The organism is Caballeronia eucalypticola (assembly GCF_047608185.1).
GTDB lineage: Bacteria > Pseudomonadota > Gammaproteobacteria > Burkholderiales > Burkholderiaceae > Caballeronia.
Genome location: NZ_JBLKRU010000002.1, coordinates 330,291 through 348,616, shown reverse-complemented (window position 1 = coordinate 348,616; position 18,326 = coordinate 330,291). Strand labels below are relative to the sequence as shown.

The following is an 18,326-nucleotide window of genomic DNA, read 5'->3' as shown; positions in this document are numbered from 1 at the left end:
CCGGACTCACTAACGTCCATTCCGGCCGAAGCTTTAGCGCAGATTGTAGAACGCCGACTTACCCGGATAACTCGCGATATCGCCGAGATCTTCTTCAATGCGCAGCAACTGGTTGTACTTCGAGATCCGGTCGCTACGCGACAACGAACCCGTCTTGATCTGACCAGCGTTCAGGCCGACTGCAATATCTGCAATCGTCGAATCTTCCGTTTCGCCTGAACGATGCGAGATGACCGCAGTGTAACCCGCGCGCTTCGCCATTTCGATAGCTGCAAAGGTTTCCGTCAACGTGCCGATCTGGTTGATCTTGATCAGGATCGAATTGGCGATACCCTTGTCGATGCCTTCTTTCAGGATGCGCGTGTTCGTCACGAAAAGGTCGTCACCGACCAACTGGATCTTCTTGCCGAGTTTATCGGTGAGAATCTTCCAGCCGTCCCAGTCGCTTTCGTGCATGCCGTCTTCGATCGATACGATCGGGAATTTATCGGCCAGCGTAGCCAGGTAATCCGTGAACTCCGCCGACGACAACTGCAAACCCTCGCCTGCGAGCTGATATTTGCCGTCGTGGTAGAACTCGCTCGCGGCGCAGTCCAGCGCCAGCAAAACGTCTTCGCCCGCGCGGTAGCCCGCTTTTTCGATGGCCTGGACGATGGTCGACAGGCACTCGTCGTTGCTGCCGAAGTTCGGTGCGAAACCGCCTTCGTCGCCTACGGCCGTGCTCATGCCGCGGTCGCTCAAGATTTTCTTCAGCGCGTGGAACACTTCAGCGCCGCAACGCAGCGCTTCGCGGAACGTCGGCTGGCTGACCGGGACAATCATGAATTCCTGGATGTCCAGGCTGTTGTTCGCGTGCGCGCCGCCGTTCACGATGTTCATCATGGGAACGGGCAATTGCATGGCGCCCGAGCCGCCGAAGTAGCGGTACAGCGGCAAACCAGCTTCTTCCGCAGCAGCCTTCGCAACCGCCATGGAGACAGCCAGCATGGCGTTTGCGCCAAGGCGCGACTTGTTGTCGGTGCCGTCGAGTTCGAGCAGGGTTTTGTCGAGGAAGGCTTGTTCCGATGCATCGAGGCCCATGATGGCTTCGGAGATTTCGGTATTGATGTGTTCAACTGCCTTTAGCACGCCCTTGCCGCCGTAGCGGCCGGCTTCGCCGTCGCGCAGTTCGATCGCTTCACGCGATCCGGTGGATGCGCCCGACGGCACCGCAGCGCGGCCCATCGTGCCAGACTCCAGCAGGACGTCACATTCGACGGTGGGATTGCCTCGCGAGTCGAGAATCTCGCGACCGATGATATCTACGATAGCACTCATGGTTTCCTCAAGAAATGACGGTGAATCAGGTCAGACAGCAGGTCGGTGTTTAACATCTCGCCAAGGCGCGAACGCTTGGCTTCAGAGGCCTTCTACGACCATCATGTTCAATTCTGCTGCGCCCGTTGGCACGTGGCGCGCCGCTTCGTATTGAGCGGAGTGATCCCGTTTTGTGGCCCTTCTCGTGGTCAATATGGCCTAAGAACGCGAGTACGGCCATGATGGGCGCATTGATCCTGCAAACGCCCCGCTCCGCCCTTCACGCACCAGAAACTTACCACCGTATGCTTCAATCGCCTTCAATATCAACGATTGAAGCCTGGCGAATTTATCGGGGTCAGTGTGGCTCGCGCGCATGAAGACAAACTCTCTCCATGACATTCCCCACCGGTACGTGACGGAGGTTGATGCTTAGGCGAACGCCCGCGCTTGAATTCACGGCGCGCTCGCAGCGTCTTTAACTGAAATCGGCCTCGAGGAACGGCCCGCGCTTAACGGCCCGATCCAATGCGACGAGTGTCTCCAGCAGTGCTTCCATTCTGTGCAGCGGTACGGCGTTCGGCCCGTCGGATTTTGCGTTCGCCGGGTCCGGATGCGTCTCCATGAACACGCCCGCCACGCCTGCCGCAATGGCCGCGCGTGCCAGCACCGGCACGAACTCGCGCTGGCCACCTGAACTCGTGCCCTGCCCGCCCGGCAACTGGACGGAATGCGTGGCGTCGAAGACGACCGGAGCGTTGGTTTCCCGCATGATCGCGAGCGCGCGCATGTCGGAAACCAGATTGTTATAACCAAACGACACGCCGCGTTCGCACGCCATGAAACGATCGTCCGACAAGCCGGCTTCGCGGGCAGCGTCGCGGGCTTTATCGATGACGTTCTTCATGTCGTGCGGCGCAAGAAACTGGCCCTTCTTGATGTTGACCGGCTTCCCCGAACGCGCGCACGCGTGGATGAAGTCAGTCTGGCGGCACAGGAACGCGGGCGTTTGCAGCACGTCCACAACCGACGCAACCGCCTCGATCTCGTGCTCCGAATGAACATCGGTGAGAACAGGCAGGCCGAGTTGCTTTTTCACTTCGCCGAGAATCCGCAGGCCTTCATCCATGCCAAGACCGCGGAACGACTTGCCGGAACTGCGATTGGCTTTGTCGTACGACGATTTGTAGATGAACGGGACGCCTACCTTCGCGCAGATTTCCTTGAGGCGGCCGGCGACGTCGATCGTCATTTGCTCCGATTCAACCACGCACGTGCCCGCGATCAGGAAAAACGGCTGGTCGAGACCCACTTCGAAATCACACAGCTTCATGCTTGCGCTCCGACAGAAACCGCCACGGCCGGCGCGGGTGCAGGCTCAGCAGCAGTGCTCACCGCACCGTTCGCCTTCAGCGCCAGATGATGCGCGCGCGCCGCTTCGACAAATTCCTTGAACAACGGATGGCCATCGCGCGGCGACGACGTGAATTCCGGGTGGAACTGTACGCCGACGAACCACGGGTGCATGGATTCCGGCAACTCCATCATTTCCGGCAGATCTTCGCTCGGCGTACGCGCGCTGATCACCAGCCCGCCCGCCTCGAGTTGCGGCACAAAACGGTTGTTCACTTCGTAGCGATGCCGATGACGCTCGTTCACGTCCGTTCCGTAAATGCGTGCGGCCATGGTGCCCGGCTTGATCGGACATTTTTGTGAACCCAGGCGCATCGTGCCGCCCAGATCCGACTCCTCCGTGCGCTTTTCAACGCGGCCCGCGCGGTCATACCATTCGGTGATGAGCGCTACAACCGGATTAGTCGTCGATGAATCGAACTCCGTGCTGTTTGCATCGGTAAGACCCGCAACGTCGCGAGCGAATTCGATCACGGCCAGTTGCATGCCGAGGCAAATGCCCAGGTACGGCGTCTTCGATTCACGTGCGTATTTGATCGCCTTGATCTTGCCTTCTGTTCCGCGCGCGCCGAAACCACCCGGCACGAGCACGGCGTCAAGATGCTTCAGACCGGCTACGCCGTCCGTTTCGATCTGCTCGGAATCAATGTATTCGATATTGACCTTCGTCGACGTATGAATGGAGGCATGCTTGAGCGCCTCGATCAGCGACTTGTACGACTCGGTCAATTCCACATACTTGCCGACCATGCCGATGGTCACTTCATTCTGCGGGTTCTCGAGTTTCTGGACGAGGCCGGCCCACATGCTGAGGTCGGCGGGTTTCGCCGTGAGCTTGAGCTCTTCGCAAATGATGTTGTCGAGACCCTGGTCGTGCAGCATCTGCGGAATCTTGTAGATGCTGTCCACATCCCACACCGAAATGACCGCGTCTTCCGGCACATTGGAGAACAACGAGATCTTCGCGCGTTCGTCGCCGGGAATCGGGCGATCCGCGCGGCACAGCAGCACGTGCGGCGAGATACCGATTTCGCGCAGTTTCTGCACGCTATGCTGCGTGGGTTTCGTCTTGAGTTCACCGGCCGTCGCAATGTACGGCACCAGCGTCAGGTGCACGAAACACGCGCTGTTGCGCCCGAGCCGCAGGCTCATCTGGCGCGCGGCTTCGAGGAACGGCAGCGATTCGATGTCACCCACCGTCCCGCCAATTTCCACGATGGCCACATCGGGCTCGCCGCACGTGGCCGCAGCCGCGCCGCGTTGCAGGAACGCCTGGATTTCGTTGGTGATATGGGGAATGACCTGAACCGTCTTGCCGAGATATTCGCCCCGGCGTTCCTTGCGGATCACCGACTCGTAGATCTGACCGGTCGTGAAGTTATTGGCCTTGCGCATCTTCGTGCTGATGAAGCGCTCGTAATGGCCTAAGTCGAGGTCCGTTTCCGCACCGTCTTCTGTCACGAACACTTCCCCGTGCTGAAACGGGCTCATCGTGCCGGGGTCGACGTTGATGTAGGGATCGAGCTTTAAGAGGGTGACTTTCAGACCGCGCGATTCGAGGATCGCTGCGAGGGAAGCGGCGGCAATACCCTTGCCGAGGGAAGACACTACGCCGCCGGTGACGAATACATATTTGGTCATCGCTAGGTGCTCGCGGGAAAAACGGATTATACCCGAAAGACGCCTCGGAACCCAGCGCGGGAGGGGGCCGCGTTGGAACCCGATTCACTGCAAGCGGCGGACTTTAATTGCGGCTTTTAATGGTGCTTCGCCATGGTATGCCGTCTTACGTGTCAAGCCGCAGCCCATTAAGCGTGCGCTGCAATGCGCGGGCTGTTTCCACCGGGTGTTCCATTGGAAACAGATGACCACCCTCGATCCATTCGAAATGCCCGCCCACAATACGCCGCGTCATATCCAGTCCAACGTGGCGAACCTCCTTCGAATGCGTTCCCGCGATAAACCCGACCGGCACCGGCACGCCATGCGCGACCCGCGCACCCAGCGTACGCGGCAACGTCTTGTAGATGCGAAACTCCACCTCGCGATCAAAAGCCAGCTTGCGTTGGCGGTGGATGGCGGCTGCTTCAATGGTCCCGTCAATGCCGCTTTCAGTACCACTCCCAGTTCCACTCCCGTGACCCGCCTCCGTCGGAATTGCGAAATCGATGTAATCCGACAGCATCCGCTCGTCCCAGCGGGCGAACGCGGTTTTCGCATGAAAGTGACGCCACGCATCTTCCCTGCTCGGCCAGTGCGTGCGCCGGTTTTTAGTGGCGGCGGCAGGCGAAAGCCGCGTGTCGAGCCCGGTCCATTGCGATAAACGCAGGACACTGCTACGCCAGCCGGCGATCACCGGCGAATCCAGCATCACAACGCCTTTCACCCAATGCGGCCGCTTGAGCGCCGCCATCAATGAGAGATAACCGCCCAGCGAATGCCCGACCAGCCACACTTTCACCTCGGCTGGACGCCTCGCATCGATGTCTTCGAGCAGTTGATCCACCAGATGCGGCCAGTCGCGTGTCACCGGAAAACGCGGATCGTGACCAAAACGTTCGACCGCGCGAATTTCGTAATCGTCGGCGAGCTCGGCGAAGATCGTCCGATAGGTCGATGCGGGAAATCCGTTCGCATGCGAAAAATGCAGGATGTCTTTCAAGCGGCGTGTCCTCTCTTTTTACAACTCTATCTTTGTGACGCTCTTTCCAGCGTCTCATTTTTAATGGTGGATTCACCGTCCCATCCAGTAACGCGCGTGCGTCTGCCTGAAACGCTCGATAGACACCTCTGCCGACACTTCCATACGCGCCGCTCCGTCTTCGTCGCTGCGTGATAACTCGATATTTCGCAGGCGATATCGCTCGAAAACCGTCGGATGCGGATGGTTAAATCGGTTGCGGTAGCCTACCTGAAATACCGCGACGCGCGGCCTCACGGCGTCGAGGAAAGGCTCGGTAGACGAAGTCTTGCTGCCGTGATGCGGCACGATCAGTATGTCGGCCTGGAGCCAGGCGAGGTCAGGTTTCCTGAGTTGCAAAAGCTGACGTTCGACGTCGGCTTCAATGTCGGCGGCCAGCAGCGCCGAGCGTCCCGCCCCGCTCGTCACTTTCAGCACGCATGACGTGGCGTTCGGTTTTGTGGCGAAAGGTCCGGCCTGTGGCCACAGCACGTCGAACATCACGCCGTCCCATTGCCATCGCTGTCCCGCGACGCAGCGCAACAATGCGCTTCCATGATCCCGCGCCGCTTTCCACAATGGTTCGCGCGGTCGCAGCGACGCCAGGAATTGCCGTACCCGAATGCTCTCAAGCACTGCGGGCGCACCGCCCGAGTGATACGAATCCGAGTGGCTGATCATCAGCGTATCGAGGGTCGAAAGACCATGCGCAAATAGATACGGCACGACAAGCCGCTCGCCGGCGTGCGTGGATTCGGGGCCCGGACCCGCATCGAAGAGCAAGGTGTGATGCGTGGTTTCGATCACGATTGCAGACCCCTGGCCGATATCGAGCGCCGTCACGCGAAACCTGCCGTTCGGAGGCGCGTGCGAGACAGGAAGCGCGAGCGGCAACCACGTGAGCGGAGCGGCGAACCGCAGCGGCCAGCCGCGCGGAGCGAGCGCCCACAACACGCCGAATGCCGCTGCTACAAGCGCGAAACCATCTGGCTGCGGCAAACGCCAGAGCGTCCATGTGGGTCCAGACAGGTGGGCAAGCGCGTTGAACATTGGGACTAACAAGCTGTGCGCCGCGCGGTACGCAAATACGTCGAGCGGTGCGGGAAGCAAGACGGCCACAAGGACGGTCGGCGTAACAAGAAAGCTGATCCAGGGAATCGCGAACGCATTAGCAAGCGGCCCAAGCAGTGGGATCTGGAAAAACCAGTACGCGGTGAGTGGAGCGAGTCCGAGCGTGATGGCGTATTGCACGCGCGCACTCGATACAATCCCGCGGCCGATCCGCCGAGCCGTAGGTCCAAGGCACGCCAGCAAGCGAACGCGGACTCGCCGATCATGTCGCCGAGCCGGTCGCGAATGTGGCGGCGTGGCTGAGCGTTGCGTTCATCGCCTTGATCACTGGATTCGGCGGGTTCGTCCGGCGAACCGCCTTCATCTGCCTGAGGCGCCGCGAACTCCTCCGCGAATCCGACCGACGCCTGGCGCCCGCGCGATGCAATCGCGAACAGGATGGCGGCCACGGCACAGAACGATAACCAGAATCCCGCTGCCGTCACCGCCCATGGATCGGCAAGCAGCACCAACCCCAGCGCCCACGCAAGCACCAGCGAAGACGCGGGCCGGCGGCCGCTCAACACCGCGAGCGCGACGAAGCAGAGCATCCACATCGATCGTTGCGCGGGGACGTTGAATCCGGCGAGCACGGCATAGAAGGCTGCGAATACCGCCGCACCAGCTGCCGCCGCTTTTTGCGCCGATACGATCAGCGGCGCGGGCATCCCGCGCCAACGCAGGCGGCGCCATAACCCGCCACTCAATAACGCCGCGAGTCCCGCGACAAAACCAATATGCAGTCCGGAAATCGCGACCAGATGGCTGGTGCCGGTCGCGCGCAGCAAGGTCCAGTCAGCGTCGCTAACCATGTCCTGTGCGCCTGTTGCCAACGCTACGATAATTCCCCGATGCGGGGCGTCGTCTAGCGCCTTTAAAACCCGCTCGCGCAACCGCGAACGCCAACGATCGATCGTGAGCGCGAAACCATGCGCATCGGCAGGCAAACGCCGCGCCGCGCCCGGCATGGAAACGTAACCGATCGCGCGAATGTTGCGGGCGAGCAGCGCCACTTCAGCATCGCGGCCACGAAAATTGGCATTGCCATGCGGACGTTTTAATCGCGCGACCAGTGTCCATCGTTGACCGGCCCAAAGAGCGGGCGGCGGCGCCTCGGCAGGACCGCGTTTTGATCCGTCCAAGGTCAGCCAAGACAGTTGTACGACCCGAGGGAAGTTCGGCAAAGCGGCTTCATTCGATTCGACTTCAAACAAGAACCGTGTGCTGTCCGCGTCTTGCAATGGCAGTCCGCGCACGAATCCCGTCAACTCGATGTTGCGGTTCTCGAACGCAACGGGCAAGACGCGTTGCAATCGCGTCTCTGCGCGCCAGGCGGCGTAACCAAAGCCAATAATCAGTGCAGCCGCAATCATGAATACCGCCCGCCAACGTGGGACATAAACCGCGAGCGCGCAGGCAAGCGCGAGCAGGAGCAGAAGCCCCCACAAAACAAGAGCACCAGGCAACACAGCTTGCTGCTGCAAACACGCGATTCCCAGCGCAAAGCCAATCAAGATACCCCGCCCGCCCGCTCCTCAAGAACTCGACGCGAGCGCAGACGCATCGAAGGAAAGTGTCGCCCTTCAATGCCTGCAATCGAACGAATACGAAGAACTGATTATGCGGAGATAAGGCCGAGCCGCGGCAGTGCGGCGTGCGCGTTAGCCGTTGTGCCTAGAGAAAGCGTCTCTTCACCAATGCTGCGCAATTCTGCAAGCACTCGCGCGATGCCAGGCACCTGATCCGGCGCGTTGCGATGCTTGTAGAGCCATGAAGGCGCGATATCGGGCGCATCGGTTTCGAGCACGATCGCGTCCAGTGGCAGCTCTGCGGCGAGACGTCGAATCTGGCGAGCCCGCTCGAAGGTCAGGTTGCCGCCAAAACCGAGCCGCATGCCGTGCGCGAGAAACGCTTCGGCCTGCTGAAAACTGCCGTTGAAGGCGTGCGCGATACCGAGTTTGACGGAGAACACGCGTAAGCCCTTGAGCACTTTGTCCTGCGATTTGCGCACATGGCAGATCACCGGCAAATCAAATTCGCGTGCGAGCTTGAGCTGCTCGTAATAGAAGAAGGTCTGGCGCGCATCGTCGAGGCCGGGCACGAAATAGTCCAGCCCGATCTCGCCGATACCCACAAACCTCGGATCGTCCATGCTCGCGGCAATTTGCTCGCGCAGCACGCGCAGATCGTCGTCCTGCGCTCGTGGCGTGAACAACGGGTGAATGCCGAGCGCGTAAGCACCGCCCTCAATACGATGCGCAAGCTCGCGCACCCGGTCGAAATTCTGGCGCTTCACACCTGGAATCACGATCCGCGAGACGCCCTCTTTCAACGCCGATGCCGCGACATCATCGCGGTCGACATCGAATTCAGATGCATCGAGATGGCAATGCGTGTCGATCCACATGCAACGCCTCCAGCATTCCAGCGCTTATCCAGCTATTAAACAGGGACGACCGGCTCCTCGAACAACACACCGTCACGCAAACGCATGATGCGGTCGCAGCGCGCGGCGAGATCGGGGTCGTGCGTGACGATCACGAAGCTCGTTTCGAACGTCTGCGACAACTCCAGCATCAAATTGAACACCGTGTCCGCGGTGGCGCCGTCAAGGTTGCCGGTCGGCTCATCGGCGAGAACGCATGCCGGGCGCGTAACCAGCGCGCGTGCAATCGCCACACGTTGACGCTCGCCGCCCGACAATTCCCCTGGCCGATGTTTAGCCCGATGGCCAATCCCCACGCGATCGAGCACGGCCATGGCTTCCTTGCGCGCGTCCGTTTCGCTCATGCGGCGAATGCGCAGCGGCATGGCGACGTTATCGAGCGCGCTGAATTCCGCCAGCAAATGATGAAACTGATACACGAAACCGAGCGCACGATTACGCAGCTCGTTGCGTTCGCGTTCACGCAATGCAGTGAACGGCTTGCCGAGCAGCGAGACCTTGCCCGCGCTGGGTTCGTCGAGACCGCCGAGCACGTGCAGCAGCGTGCTTTTACCTGATCCCGAGGCGCCGACGATCGCCAGCTTCTCGCCGCGTCGGACCTGCAATTCTGCGTTGTCCAGCACTTGCACGTTGAAGCCGCCTTGCACGAACGTCTTCGAAATCGCCGTCGCCTCAAGCACGATGTTGCTGTTGTTATCACTCATAGCGCAGTGCCTCCGCCGGGCGAACCTTCGCGCCGCGCCAGCTCGGATAGAGCGTCGCGAGCGATGACAATACGAATGCGATAAGGCCGATCCGCGCGACGTCGGCGGGAACGAGTTCGGACGGCAATTCGCTGATGAAATACACCGACGGCGGCAGGAACTGCACGCCCAGAAGATGCTCGATCATGGGCACGAGCCACGGAATGCTCCACGCGATAAGGCACCCCAGCGTCACGCCGAGCGCCGTACCGATAAAGCCAATTGTCACGCCCTGGATCACGAAGATCTTCATGATCGAGCCGGGTTGCGCGCCAAGCGTGCGCAAGATGGCGATGTCCGCTTGTTTGTCGGTCACCGTCATCACCAGCGACGAGACGAGGTTGAACGCCGCCACCGCAATGATCAGCGTCAAAATGATGAACATCATGCGTTTTTCAATCTGAACGGCTGAGAACCAGGTCTTGTTCTGCTGCGTCCAGTCGCGGATATAGAGGTCGCCAGTCAGCGTTCGCGACAGTTGCCGCGCGACTTCCGGCGCGCGCTGCATGTCCTTCAGCTTCAGGCGCACGCCCGTTGGAGCCGGCAGCCGGAACAGCGCCTGGGCGTCGGCGATGGAAATCAGCGCCAGCGTGGAGTCGTATTCGTAGTGCCCCGACTCGAACACGCCGACCACGGTGAACTGCTTGAGCCGCGGCAGCATGCCCGCCGGCGTGATCGTGCCTTCGGGCGCGACCAGCGTGATCTTGTCGCCGGTGGTCACGCCCAGGTTGGTCGCCAGATCCGCGCCCAGCACAATGCCGAAGCTACCCGGCACGAGATCGGTGAGCGTGCCGCCCCGCATCTCCTTGCCGATATCCGAGACCTGCGGTTCCAGCGATGGCTCGACGCCGCGCAACGCCACGCCGCTGACCGCGCCTTGCCGCGTAAGCAGCGCCTGGGCGTCCACGTAGGGCGCCGCGCCGATCACTTCCGGATTCTTGCGCGCCTCCTGCGCGGTCAGCTGCCAGTTGGGCATGGACCCGGTCGGCGAAAATACTTCGACGTGCGCGAGCACCGACAACATGCGGTCGCGGACCTCTTTCTGGAACCCGTTCATTACCGAGAGCACCACGATCAGCGCCGCGACGCCAAGGGCGATACCCGCCATGGATACCAGCGCGATAAACGAGATGAAACCGTTGCCGGTGGTGCGTTTGCCGGCGCGGGTATAGCGCCAGCCGATCTGCCATTCGTAGGGAAGTTTCAAGCGATTCCTTTTCAGCGTTCTAACGTTCTTCGATCTTTACATCGCACAGGCGGCGCGGCTGTTTGTTTGTTTCAATCCACGCGCCCGTGAAGAGCGCGACCCATGACTTGCGCCATTGTCTAACCCGAGCCAGTCCGCCCGGGTGGCAATCACAACATCTTCTCAATCCTTACCGCATCGATCTGGCGCGAGCGGGACGCGCCGATCCGCACCGATCCGTCTGCGATCAAGCGCGAAGTTTGCCACACAATTCTTAGCCGAACCTTTAGCCGAACCTTTAGCCCGGACGACGCGACCGAGCGAAAAACCACGGCGTGAGCCGCCATGCTGGCCATTCGGCTGACTTCACACGCCGATCCCGCAGTTCATACTCGCCTGACTCACCCACGCGGCAATATCCCGTCAAAACTCAGCCCCTGCCGCCGCGATGGCTCATGATTGCAACTCTTTACGTATTACGCAAAACGTTATACGATAAACATAATGATCCTAACGTTCCGGTGCAAGGACACTCAAGCACTTTATGAAGGCGAAACACCGAAGCGGTTTCGGGCAATCGCCAATGTCGCAATCAGAAGACTCTCGGCGCTGGACTCTGCGGTGGAAATACGCGATCTGAAGTCGCCGCCCGGCAACCGGCTTGAGTCCCTTGCCGGTGAAAGACGGGGTCAGCTCAGCATCCGTATAAATGGCCAGTGGCGCGTTTGTTTCAAATGGACGACGAAGGGTCCTGTCGACGTCGAAATCATTGACTATCACTGAAAAAGGAAAGCACATGTCCAAGAACGGCATGCGTCCGGTTCATCCGGGCGAGATCTTGCGAGAAGACTATCTTGTTCCGCTCGAAATGAGCGTGAATGCTCTGGCGCTGGCGCTTAACGTGCCGGCTACGCGTATGCATGAAATCGTGAAGGAACGGCGCGGCATTACGGCCGACACCGCTTATCGCCTTGCACGCTATTTCGACTCCACGCCCGAGTTCTGGCTGAATCTCCAAGCCATGTATGACCTGAAAACATTGCCAACGCGTAGTGAAATCGATCGGAAGGTCGAGCCGCGCGAGTCGGTGCGCACGTGAAGCCGCACGCGACGCATCAAGCCGGGCATTTGCTGTTGCTCTGGCTTCATATGTCGTTGCACAGCCTTGAGGCAGAACCTTGGAAGAGGGGTTAGCGAATTTTGTTCGCGAGCGATGGAACCCATGCCGACGTGCAACAGGCGTATCTCTAACGCTCCGACGTCGCCCAGCTTTGACGCGCTCAAGGGTTCATTTTCGTATCCGGCAGCTGTCCGGGCGTTACGTAGAGCACACGACGCAAACGGCAAGCCCCCGGAAAAGGTCGGGACCTTTGCCCTACAATGCGCAGCATCATGCCCACGTCCAAGCTCCCAGATCTTCACCTTCTCTTGCCGTTCGCGCTGCCATCGGCTGCGGACGCCGCCACCGCGCTGCACAAGCTGGACCGCCCCGCGCTCGACCGGCTGCTGGCCCGCGCGACGCTCAATGAGCGCGTGGTCGGCGAGGATTTCCAGCGCACGCTGCCGCACGAGCGCTGGATTGCACGGCAGTTCGGCGTGGTGAACGAGACACCCGGACAAGCCGCCGACGAAGCGCCGCTCGCGCCCTATATGTTGCTTGCCGACGGTGGAACGCCAGGCGACACCATCTGGGCATGCGTCGAACCAGTGCACGTACGGATCGCGCGTGATCATCTAGTCCTGATCGACCCGGCAACGCTCGGAGTGGACGAGCACGAAGCCCGCACGTTATTCGATGTCGCCAAGCCGCTGATAGAAGACCTCGGACTGACCATTCAGGCGCCGCAGCCGGTACGCTGGTACGTCGCTGGACCGAATCTCGGCGCGCTGGCGGGGGCGTCGCCGTTGCGCGCGAGCGGGCGCAACATCGAAATCTGGTTGCCGCACGAAGCGGGCACGGGCGAACGCTCGCGTTCGTGGATGAAGCTTCAGAACGAAGTGCAGATGGCGTGGTTCGAGCATCCGCTTAACGAAGAACGTGAAGCGCGCGGCTTGCCCGCAATCAACTCCATCTGGTTGCATGCGCAAGGCGCGCTTCGCAGCGTGACGAGCCCGTTCGGGCAGGTGATGTCGAACGCGCCGGCCACGCGCGGCCTCGCACTGGTAGCCGATATCGCTCCGCAAGCGCCGCCGGCATCGTTCGGCGCTTTCATGGCTTCAACAACCAAGGCAACCGATGGCCGCACGCTGATCGAACTCGATCCGTTTTCCGCGCCGTTCATCGAACAGGACTGGGCGCGCTGGAACGATGCCCTCGGTACGCTGGAGCGCGACTGGTTTGCGCCCGCTTTGGCTGCATTGGAAAACGGAACGCTCGGCACGTTGCACCTCACGTTGTGCAGCGATACCGGCTCTGTTTCGCTGACCGTCACGCGCGGCGCGCTACGCAAATTCTGGCGGCGGCGTCCGATCGCGGCGCTGCTTATCGAATGAGTGACACACATAATGAAACAAGTAATCACCGGCCTGTCCGCATGACCCGAATCGTCACCCGCGCGCCCTCTCCCGTCGACGCTGCCGTCCTCATGCGGCATGGCGTTCATCCTGTCATCGCGCGTTTGTACGCGTCGCGTGGCGTGTGTTCGCCGGAAGAGATCGAGACCGAACTCAAGAAATTGCACGCGCCCGTCGGGCTGAAAGGTTGCGATGAAGCCGCCATCGTTCTCGCCGATGCGCTCGCCGCCAACCGTCGCATGCTGGTCGTCGCTGACTACGATTGCGACGGCGCCACCGCGTGCGCCGTCGCCGTGCGCGGCTTGCGGATGTTCGGCGCGCAGATCGATTACCTGGTGCCGAACCGGTTCGAATATGGCTATGGCCTGACGCCGGAGATTGTCGGGCTCGCTGCCAGCCGTGCGGGTGGGAAACCGGATCTGCTGATTACCGTCGATAACGGCATTGCCAGCGTGGATGGCGTTGAGGCCGCGAATGCGTTGGGTATCGATGTACTGGTGACCGATCACCATCTACCCGGCGACGATCTGCCGCCCGCGCGCGCGATCGTGAATCCCAACCAGCCAGGCTGTACGTTCGAAAGCAAGTGCATCGCGGGCGTGGGGGTGATTTTTTACGTGCTGCTCGCGTTGCGCGCCGAGTTGCGTCGTCGCAATGCTTTCACCACTGACTTTCCTGAACCGCGTCTGGACGGCCTGCTCGATCTGGTCGCGCTCGGCACCGTCGCCGACGTCGTGAAGCTCGATCCGAACAACCGCATCCTGGTCGCGCAGGGCCTGAAGCGCATTCGCGCGGGACGCATGCAACCGGGCATCGCGGCGCTGTTTCGCGCAGCTGCACGCGACGCGCGCGCCGCGTCGGGCTTCGATCTCGGTTTTGCGCTGGGGCCGCGGCTGAATGCGGCGGGACGCTTATCGGATATGTCGCTCGGAATCGAATGCCTGATCACCGATGACATCGGCCGTGCATGGGAACTGGCGCAGCAACTGGATTCGATCAATCGCGAGCGGCGCGAGATTGAAGCCGGCATGCAGGAACAGGCGCTCGAAGAGTTGGCGAGTATCGATCCGGCAGACTCCGCCACGTTGACGTTGTTCAATCCGGCGTGGCATCAGGGTGTGATCGGGATTGTCGCGGGTCGGCTGAAGGAGAAGTTTCACCGGCCATCGTTCACGTTTGCTCACGCCGATGGCAGCGGGGTCTTATCGAAGGGATCGGGGCGCTCGATTCCGGGATTCCATCTGCGCGATGCCGTCGATCTGATTTCCAAGCGCGAACCCGGAATGATCGTGAAATTCGGTGGCCACGCGATGGCCGCGGGGATGACCATTGTTACCGCCGATATTCCCCGCTTTACCGCGGCGTTCGAAACCGTCGGGCGGGAGTGGTTGACGTCGGACGCGTTGTCACGCGTGGTTGAAACCGATGGCGAACTCGAGGACGCTTATTTCACGCCGCAGTTTGTCGAGTTGATCGATGGCGCGGTGTGGGGGCAAGGTTTTCCGGCGCCGGTGTTTTCCGGGGAGTTCGAAGTGGCGTCCCAGGCGCTGGTCAAGGACAAGCATCTGAAGCTGCAATTGCGGCGCGGGCAGCAACGATTCAACGCCATCTGGTTTAATCACACGGATACGCTGCCAGCGCGCACCGTCGTGGCGTACCGGCTGGTTTCCGATACCTGGAACGGGGTCGCGCGGGTGCAGATGATCGTCGAGCACGCTGTTGGGTGAAGAAACGCCGGACTAGTCAACGCGCTCGCCCCTAACCACGCGCCAATACGCCGCGCCCGCTAAGTTATAATTTCCCTCTTAGCCAAAAAACCTGAAAACGATCAAATGGAAGCGGAACGTCTAAACGCAATCGAGAACCTCCTCGCCGACCTGCGCCGTCGCGCTGGCGAGCTCCGGGGGTATCTTTGACTACGACGACAAGGCCTTGCGTCTTGAAGAAGTCAACCGGGTACTAGAAGACCCGAACGTCTGGAACGACTCGAAAAACGCCCAAGCCCTGGGCCGCGAGAAAAAGCTGCTGGACAACGTCGTCACGACCATCACGGACCTCGATAACGATCTTCGCGACACGCAAGATCTCTTCGACATGGGCCGCGAGGAAAACGACGAAGACACGCTCGTCTCATGCGAAGCAGACGCGGCGGCGCTCGAAAAACGCGTTGAAGACATGGAGTTCCGCCGGATGTTCTCGAACCCGGCCGACCCGAACAACTGCTTCATCGATATCCAGGCCGGCGCCGGCGGCACGGAAGCGTGCGACTGGGCAGCCATGCTGATGCGCCAGTACCTTCGCTACTGCGAACGCAAAGGCTTCAAGACCGAAGTTCTCGAAGAATCCGACGGCGACGTCGCCGGCATCAAGAGCGCGACCATCAAGGTGGAAGGCGAATACGCCTACGGTTTCCTGCGCACCGAAACAGGCGTTCACCGCCTCGTGCGCAAATCGCCCTTCGATTCGTCCGGCGGACGCCATACGTCGTTTTCATCGATCTTCGTGTATCCGGAAGTCGATGATTCCATCGAAATCGATATCAATCCGGCCGACATTCGCACTGACACGTATCGCGCGTCCGGCGCGGGCGGACAGCACATCAACAAGACCGATTCGGCTGTGCGACTGACGCACGCGCCAACCGGGATTGTCGTGCAGTGCCAGAACGACCGCTCGCAGCACAGGAACCGCGCCGAAGCCATGCAGATGCTGAAAGCGAAGCTGTACGAGTTCGAAATGCGCAAGCGTCAGGTTGAGAAAGACAACCTGGAAAACAGCAAGACCGACGTGGGCTGGGGTCATCAGATCCGTTCGTACGTGCTCGACAACAGCCGCATCAAGGATCTGCGCACGAACGTGGAAATCAGCAACACGAAGGCCGTGCTGGATGGCGACCTGGACGACTTCATCGGCGCCAGTCTCAAACAGGGCGTGTAAGCAGACGCGAGCGAACGGCAAGCAAACGGCTCGGCTTTGGCAACAAGCGAGCCACGCCAACCGTCTCGCTTCGTTCGCTTCGTTCGCGGCAATTCATTTCAGTAATGTATTGCAGCATTGCATGGCTAAAAATTAGCGACCCTCCGTGAAGCCTGTGCTTCGACACTCAAGACGCAGCAGCAGGCCCAAGACCCAAGCCGCATTCATCGCATTCAAAGCCAAACACATCATGACCGAACCGACTCAGCCGGACGTCGCTCCCGAACCGGAAGAAAACCAGATCCTCGCCGAGCGTCGCGACAAACTCCGTGCGCTGCGCGAGCAAGGAATTGCGTATCCGAACGATTTCCGGCCGACGCACCAAGCCGCCGCGCTGCAATCCGATTACGCCGATAAAGACAAGGAAACGCTCGAAGCCGAGCCGCTGCAAGTCGCGGTCGCGGGCCGGATGATGTTGAAACGCGTGATGGGCAAAGCGAGTTTTGCGACGGTGCAAGACGGCAGTGGCCAGATCCAGTTCTTCATCACGCCCGCCGACGTCGGCCAGGAAGTCTACGACGCGTTCAAGAAGTGGGACCTGGGCGACATCATCGCGACAAAGGGTGTCTTGTTCCGCACGAACAAGGGCGAACTGTCCGTTCGATGCACGGAACTGCGCCTGCTGACCAAAGCGCTGCGCCCCCTCCCCGATAAATTCCATGGCTTGGCCGATCAGGAAATGCGTTATCGGCAGCGTTATGTCGACCTGATCGTGACGCCGGAAACGCGCCAGACGTTTATTGCGCGCACGAAGGCGTTTGCATCGATCCGCAGTTTCATGGCGAAGGCGGATTTCATGGAAGTGGAAACGCCGATGCTGCATCCGATTCCCGGCGGCGCTGCGGCGAAGCCGTTCGTCACGCATCACAACGCGCTCGACATGCAGATGTTCCTGCGTATTGCGCCGGAACTGTATTTGAAGCGACTGGTGGTCGGCGGCTTCGAACGCGTGTTCGAAATCAACCGCAATTTCCGTAACGAAGGCGTGTCGCCGCGACACAACCCCGAGTTCACGATGATGGAGTTCTACGCCGCGTACACTGATTACACGTGGATGATGGACTTCACCGAAGCGTTGATCCGTCAGGCGGCCGTCGATGCGCGCGGCAATGCGAACATTGTGTATCAGGGGCGTGAACTGGATTTGTCGAAGCCATTCCATCGGCTGACGATCTGCGAAGCGATCCAGAAATACGCGCTGCAATACACGGACGAACAACTCGCCGATATCGCGTTCCTGCGCGTTGAGTTGAAGAAGTTCGGTGTCGATGCATCGCAGCCGCAGTTCCTGAACGCGGGCGTTGGTTCGTTGCAACTTGCGTTGTTCGAAGAAACGGCTGAGTCGCAATTGTGGGAGCCGACGTTTATTGTCGACTATCCGCTGGAAGTCTCGCCGTTGGCGCGGGCATCGGATACGGCTCCAGGCATCACGGAACGCTTCGAGCTGTTCATCGTGGGACGCGAAATCGCGAACGGTTTCTCGGAGTTGAACGATCCGGAAGACCAGGCCGCGCGCTTCCAGAAACAAGTCGACCAGAAAGATGCCGGTGACGAAGAAGCCATGTTCTACGACGCTGACTACATTCGCGCGCTGGAACACGGCATGCCGCCGACCGGTGGCTGTGGCATTGGTATCGACCGGCTGGTCATGCTGCTGACCGATAGCCCGAGTATCCGCGACGTGATCCTCTTCCCGCATCTGCGTCGCGAAGACTGAGCGCATGCGGTTAAGGGAAGTTTGTAAAAAAGGCGCGAAAGCGCCTTTTTTACGTCCTTAAGAAACGCTGAGTTTGTAACTTTCGGTAAAAGCCGCCGGCCAAGGCTACCGCTCGACGCGGGTCTTATCTGGAAAACCCTTACGAAACAAGGCGGCCCGGTTGATGTTCAAGCCGGTGCGGTTCTTGCATCGAATGGATGCCTGGAAACGTTACAAATTGACAAACCTTACGCTTCCGATTGTTT

Annotated in this window: 15 protein-coding genes and 1 pseudogene; 6 read left to right on the top strand and 10 right to left on the bottom strand. The window is 60.3% G+C overall.

Features of this window, described 5'->3' with window-relative positions:
* Positions 1–33 precede the first annotated feature (33 nt).
* The 10 genes and pseudogenes from eno to ACMX25_RS03700 form a co-directional block, all read right to left on the bottom strand.
* Positions 34–1,317: a phosphopyruvate hydratase gene (gene eno / locus ACMX25_RS03745; RefSeq protein WP_097262069.1), complete on the bottom strand. Its 1,284-nt coding sequence runs from the start codon at positions 1,315–1,317 to the stop codon at positions 34–36.
* Between the two features lie 198 nt (positions 1,318–1,515).
* The gene (locus ACMX25_RS03740) at positions 1,516–1,674 is read right to left on the bottom strand and encodes a DUF1330 domain-containing protein (RefSeq protein WP_414948192.1); all 159 of its coding nucleotides are present in this window, start codon (positions 1,672–1,674) and stop codon (positions 1,516–1,518) included.
* A gap of 100 nt (positions 1,675–1,774) precedes the next feature.
* Positions 1,775–2,629, bottom strand: a complete 855-nt coding sequence (kdsA, locus tag ACMX25_RS03735) for a 3-deoxy-8-phosphooctulonate synthase (protein WP_414948191.1) — start codon at positions 2,627–2,629, stop codon at positions 1,775–1,777.
* Positions 2,626–4,350 (bottom strand): CTP synthase, encoded by a 1,725-nt coding sequence (locus tag ACMX25_RS03730; protein ID WP_414948190.1) that lies wholly within the window; start codon positions 4,348–4,350, stop codon positions 2,626–2,628. The genes kdsA and ACMX25_RS03730 overlap by 4 nt, the downstream gene beginning before the upstream one ends.
* A 145-nt stretch (positions 4,351–4,495) precedes the next feature.
* Positions 4,496–5,371, bottom strand: coding sequence for an alpha/beta fold hydrolase (locus ACMX25_RS03725; protein ID WP_414948189.1), 876 nt, complete (start codon positions 5,369–5,371; stop codon positions 4,496–4,498).
* Positions 5,372–5,443: 72 nt separating this feature from the next.
* The gene (locus tag ACMX25_RS03720; protein WP_414948188.1) at positions 5,444–6,640 is read right to left on the bottom strand and encodes a DNA internalization-related competence protein ComEC/Rec2; all 1,197 of its coding nucleotides are present in this window, start codon (positions 6,638–6,640) and stop codon (positions 5,444–5,446) included.
* 296 nt (positions 6,641–6,936) lie between these two features.
* Positions 6,937–7,968 (bottom strand): annotated as a pseudogene (locus tag ACMX25_RS03715) (ComEC/Rec2 family competence protein); the annotation flags it as partial.
* Positions 7,969–8,117: 149 nt separating this feature from the next.
* Entirely contained in the window at positions 8,118–8,906 is a 789-nt protein-coding gene (locus tag ACMX25_RS03710) for a TatD family hydrolase (protein WP_414948187.1), read from the bottom strand.
* Positions 8,907–8,941: 35 nt separating this feature from the next.
* Positions 8,942–9,649 (bottom strand): lipoprotein-releasing ABC transporter ATP-binding protein LolD, encoded by a 708-nt coding sequence (gene lolD, locus ACMX25_RS03705; RefSeq protein ID WP_414948186.1) that lies wholly within the window; start codon positions 9,647–9,649, stop codon positions 8,942–8,944.
* Positions 9,642–10,895 (bottom strand): lipoprotein-releasing ABC transporter permease subunit, encoded by a 1,254-nt coding sequence (locus tag ACMX25_RS03700; protein ID WP_414948185.1) that lies wholly within the window; start codon positions 10,893–10,895, stop codon positions 9,642–9,644. Before ACMX25_RS03700 ends, lolD begins: the two co-directional genes overlap by 8 nt.
* A gap of 483 nt (positions 10,896–11,378) precedes the next feature.
* On the opposite strand from ACMX25_RS03700, the gene ACMX25_RS03695 reads away from it, so the two are divergent.
* The 6 genes from ACMX25_RS03695 (at position 11,379) to lysS (ending at position 18,081) form a co-directional block, all read left to right on the top strand.
* Entirely contained in the window at positions 11,379–11,657 is a 279-nt protein-coding gene (locus ACMX25_RS03695; protein ID WP_414948308.1) for a type II toxin-antitoxin system RelE/ParE family toxin, read from the top strand.
* A 13-nt stretch (positions 11,658–11,670) separates the two neighbouring features.
* Positions 11,671–11,973 carry a HigA family addiction module antitoxin gene (locus ACMX25_RS03690; protein WP_414948184.1) on the top strand — a complete coding sequence of 101 codons (303 nt, stop codon included), beginning with the start codon at positions 11,671–11,673 and terminating at the stop codon, positions 11,971–11,973.
* 281 nt (positions 11,974–12,254) lie between these two features.
* Positions 12,255–13,367, top strand: a complete 1,113-nt coding sequence (locus ACMX25_RS03685) for a regulator (protein WP_414948183.1) — start codon at positions 12,255–12,257, stop codon at positions 13,365–13,367.
* Positions 13,368–13,408: 41 nt separating this feature from the next.
* Positions 13,409–15,115 carry a single-stranded-DNA-specific exonuclease RecJ gene (recJ, locus tag ACMX25_RS03680; RefSeq protein ID WP_414948182.1) on the top strand — a complete coding sequence of 569 codons (1,707 nt, stop codon included), beginning with the start codon at positions 13,409–13,411 and terminating at the stop codon, positions 15,113–15,115.
* Between the two features lie 105 nt (positions 15,116–15,220).
* Positions 15,221–16,325 (top strand): peptide chain release factor 2 gene (gene prfB, locus ACMX25_RS03675; protein WP_414948181.1). Its coding sequence is split into 2 segments (ribosomal slippage): positions 15,221–15,301 and positions 15,303–16,325, totalling 1,104 coding nucleotides; the frame shifts between segments, so codons are not numbered across the junction.
* A 229-nt stretch (positions 16,326–16,554) separates the two neighbouring features.
* Positions 16,555–18,081, top strand: coding sequence for a lysine--tRNA ligase (lysS, locus tag ACMX25_RS03670; protein WP_414948180.1), 1,527 nt, complete (start codon positions 16,555–16,557; stop codon positions 18,079–18,081).
* The last annotated feature ends 245 nt before the right edge of the window (positions 18,082–18,326 follow it).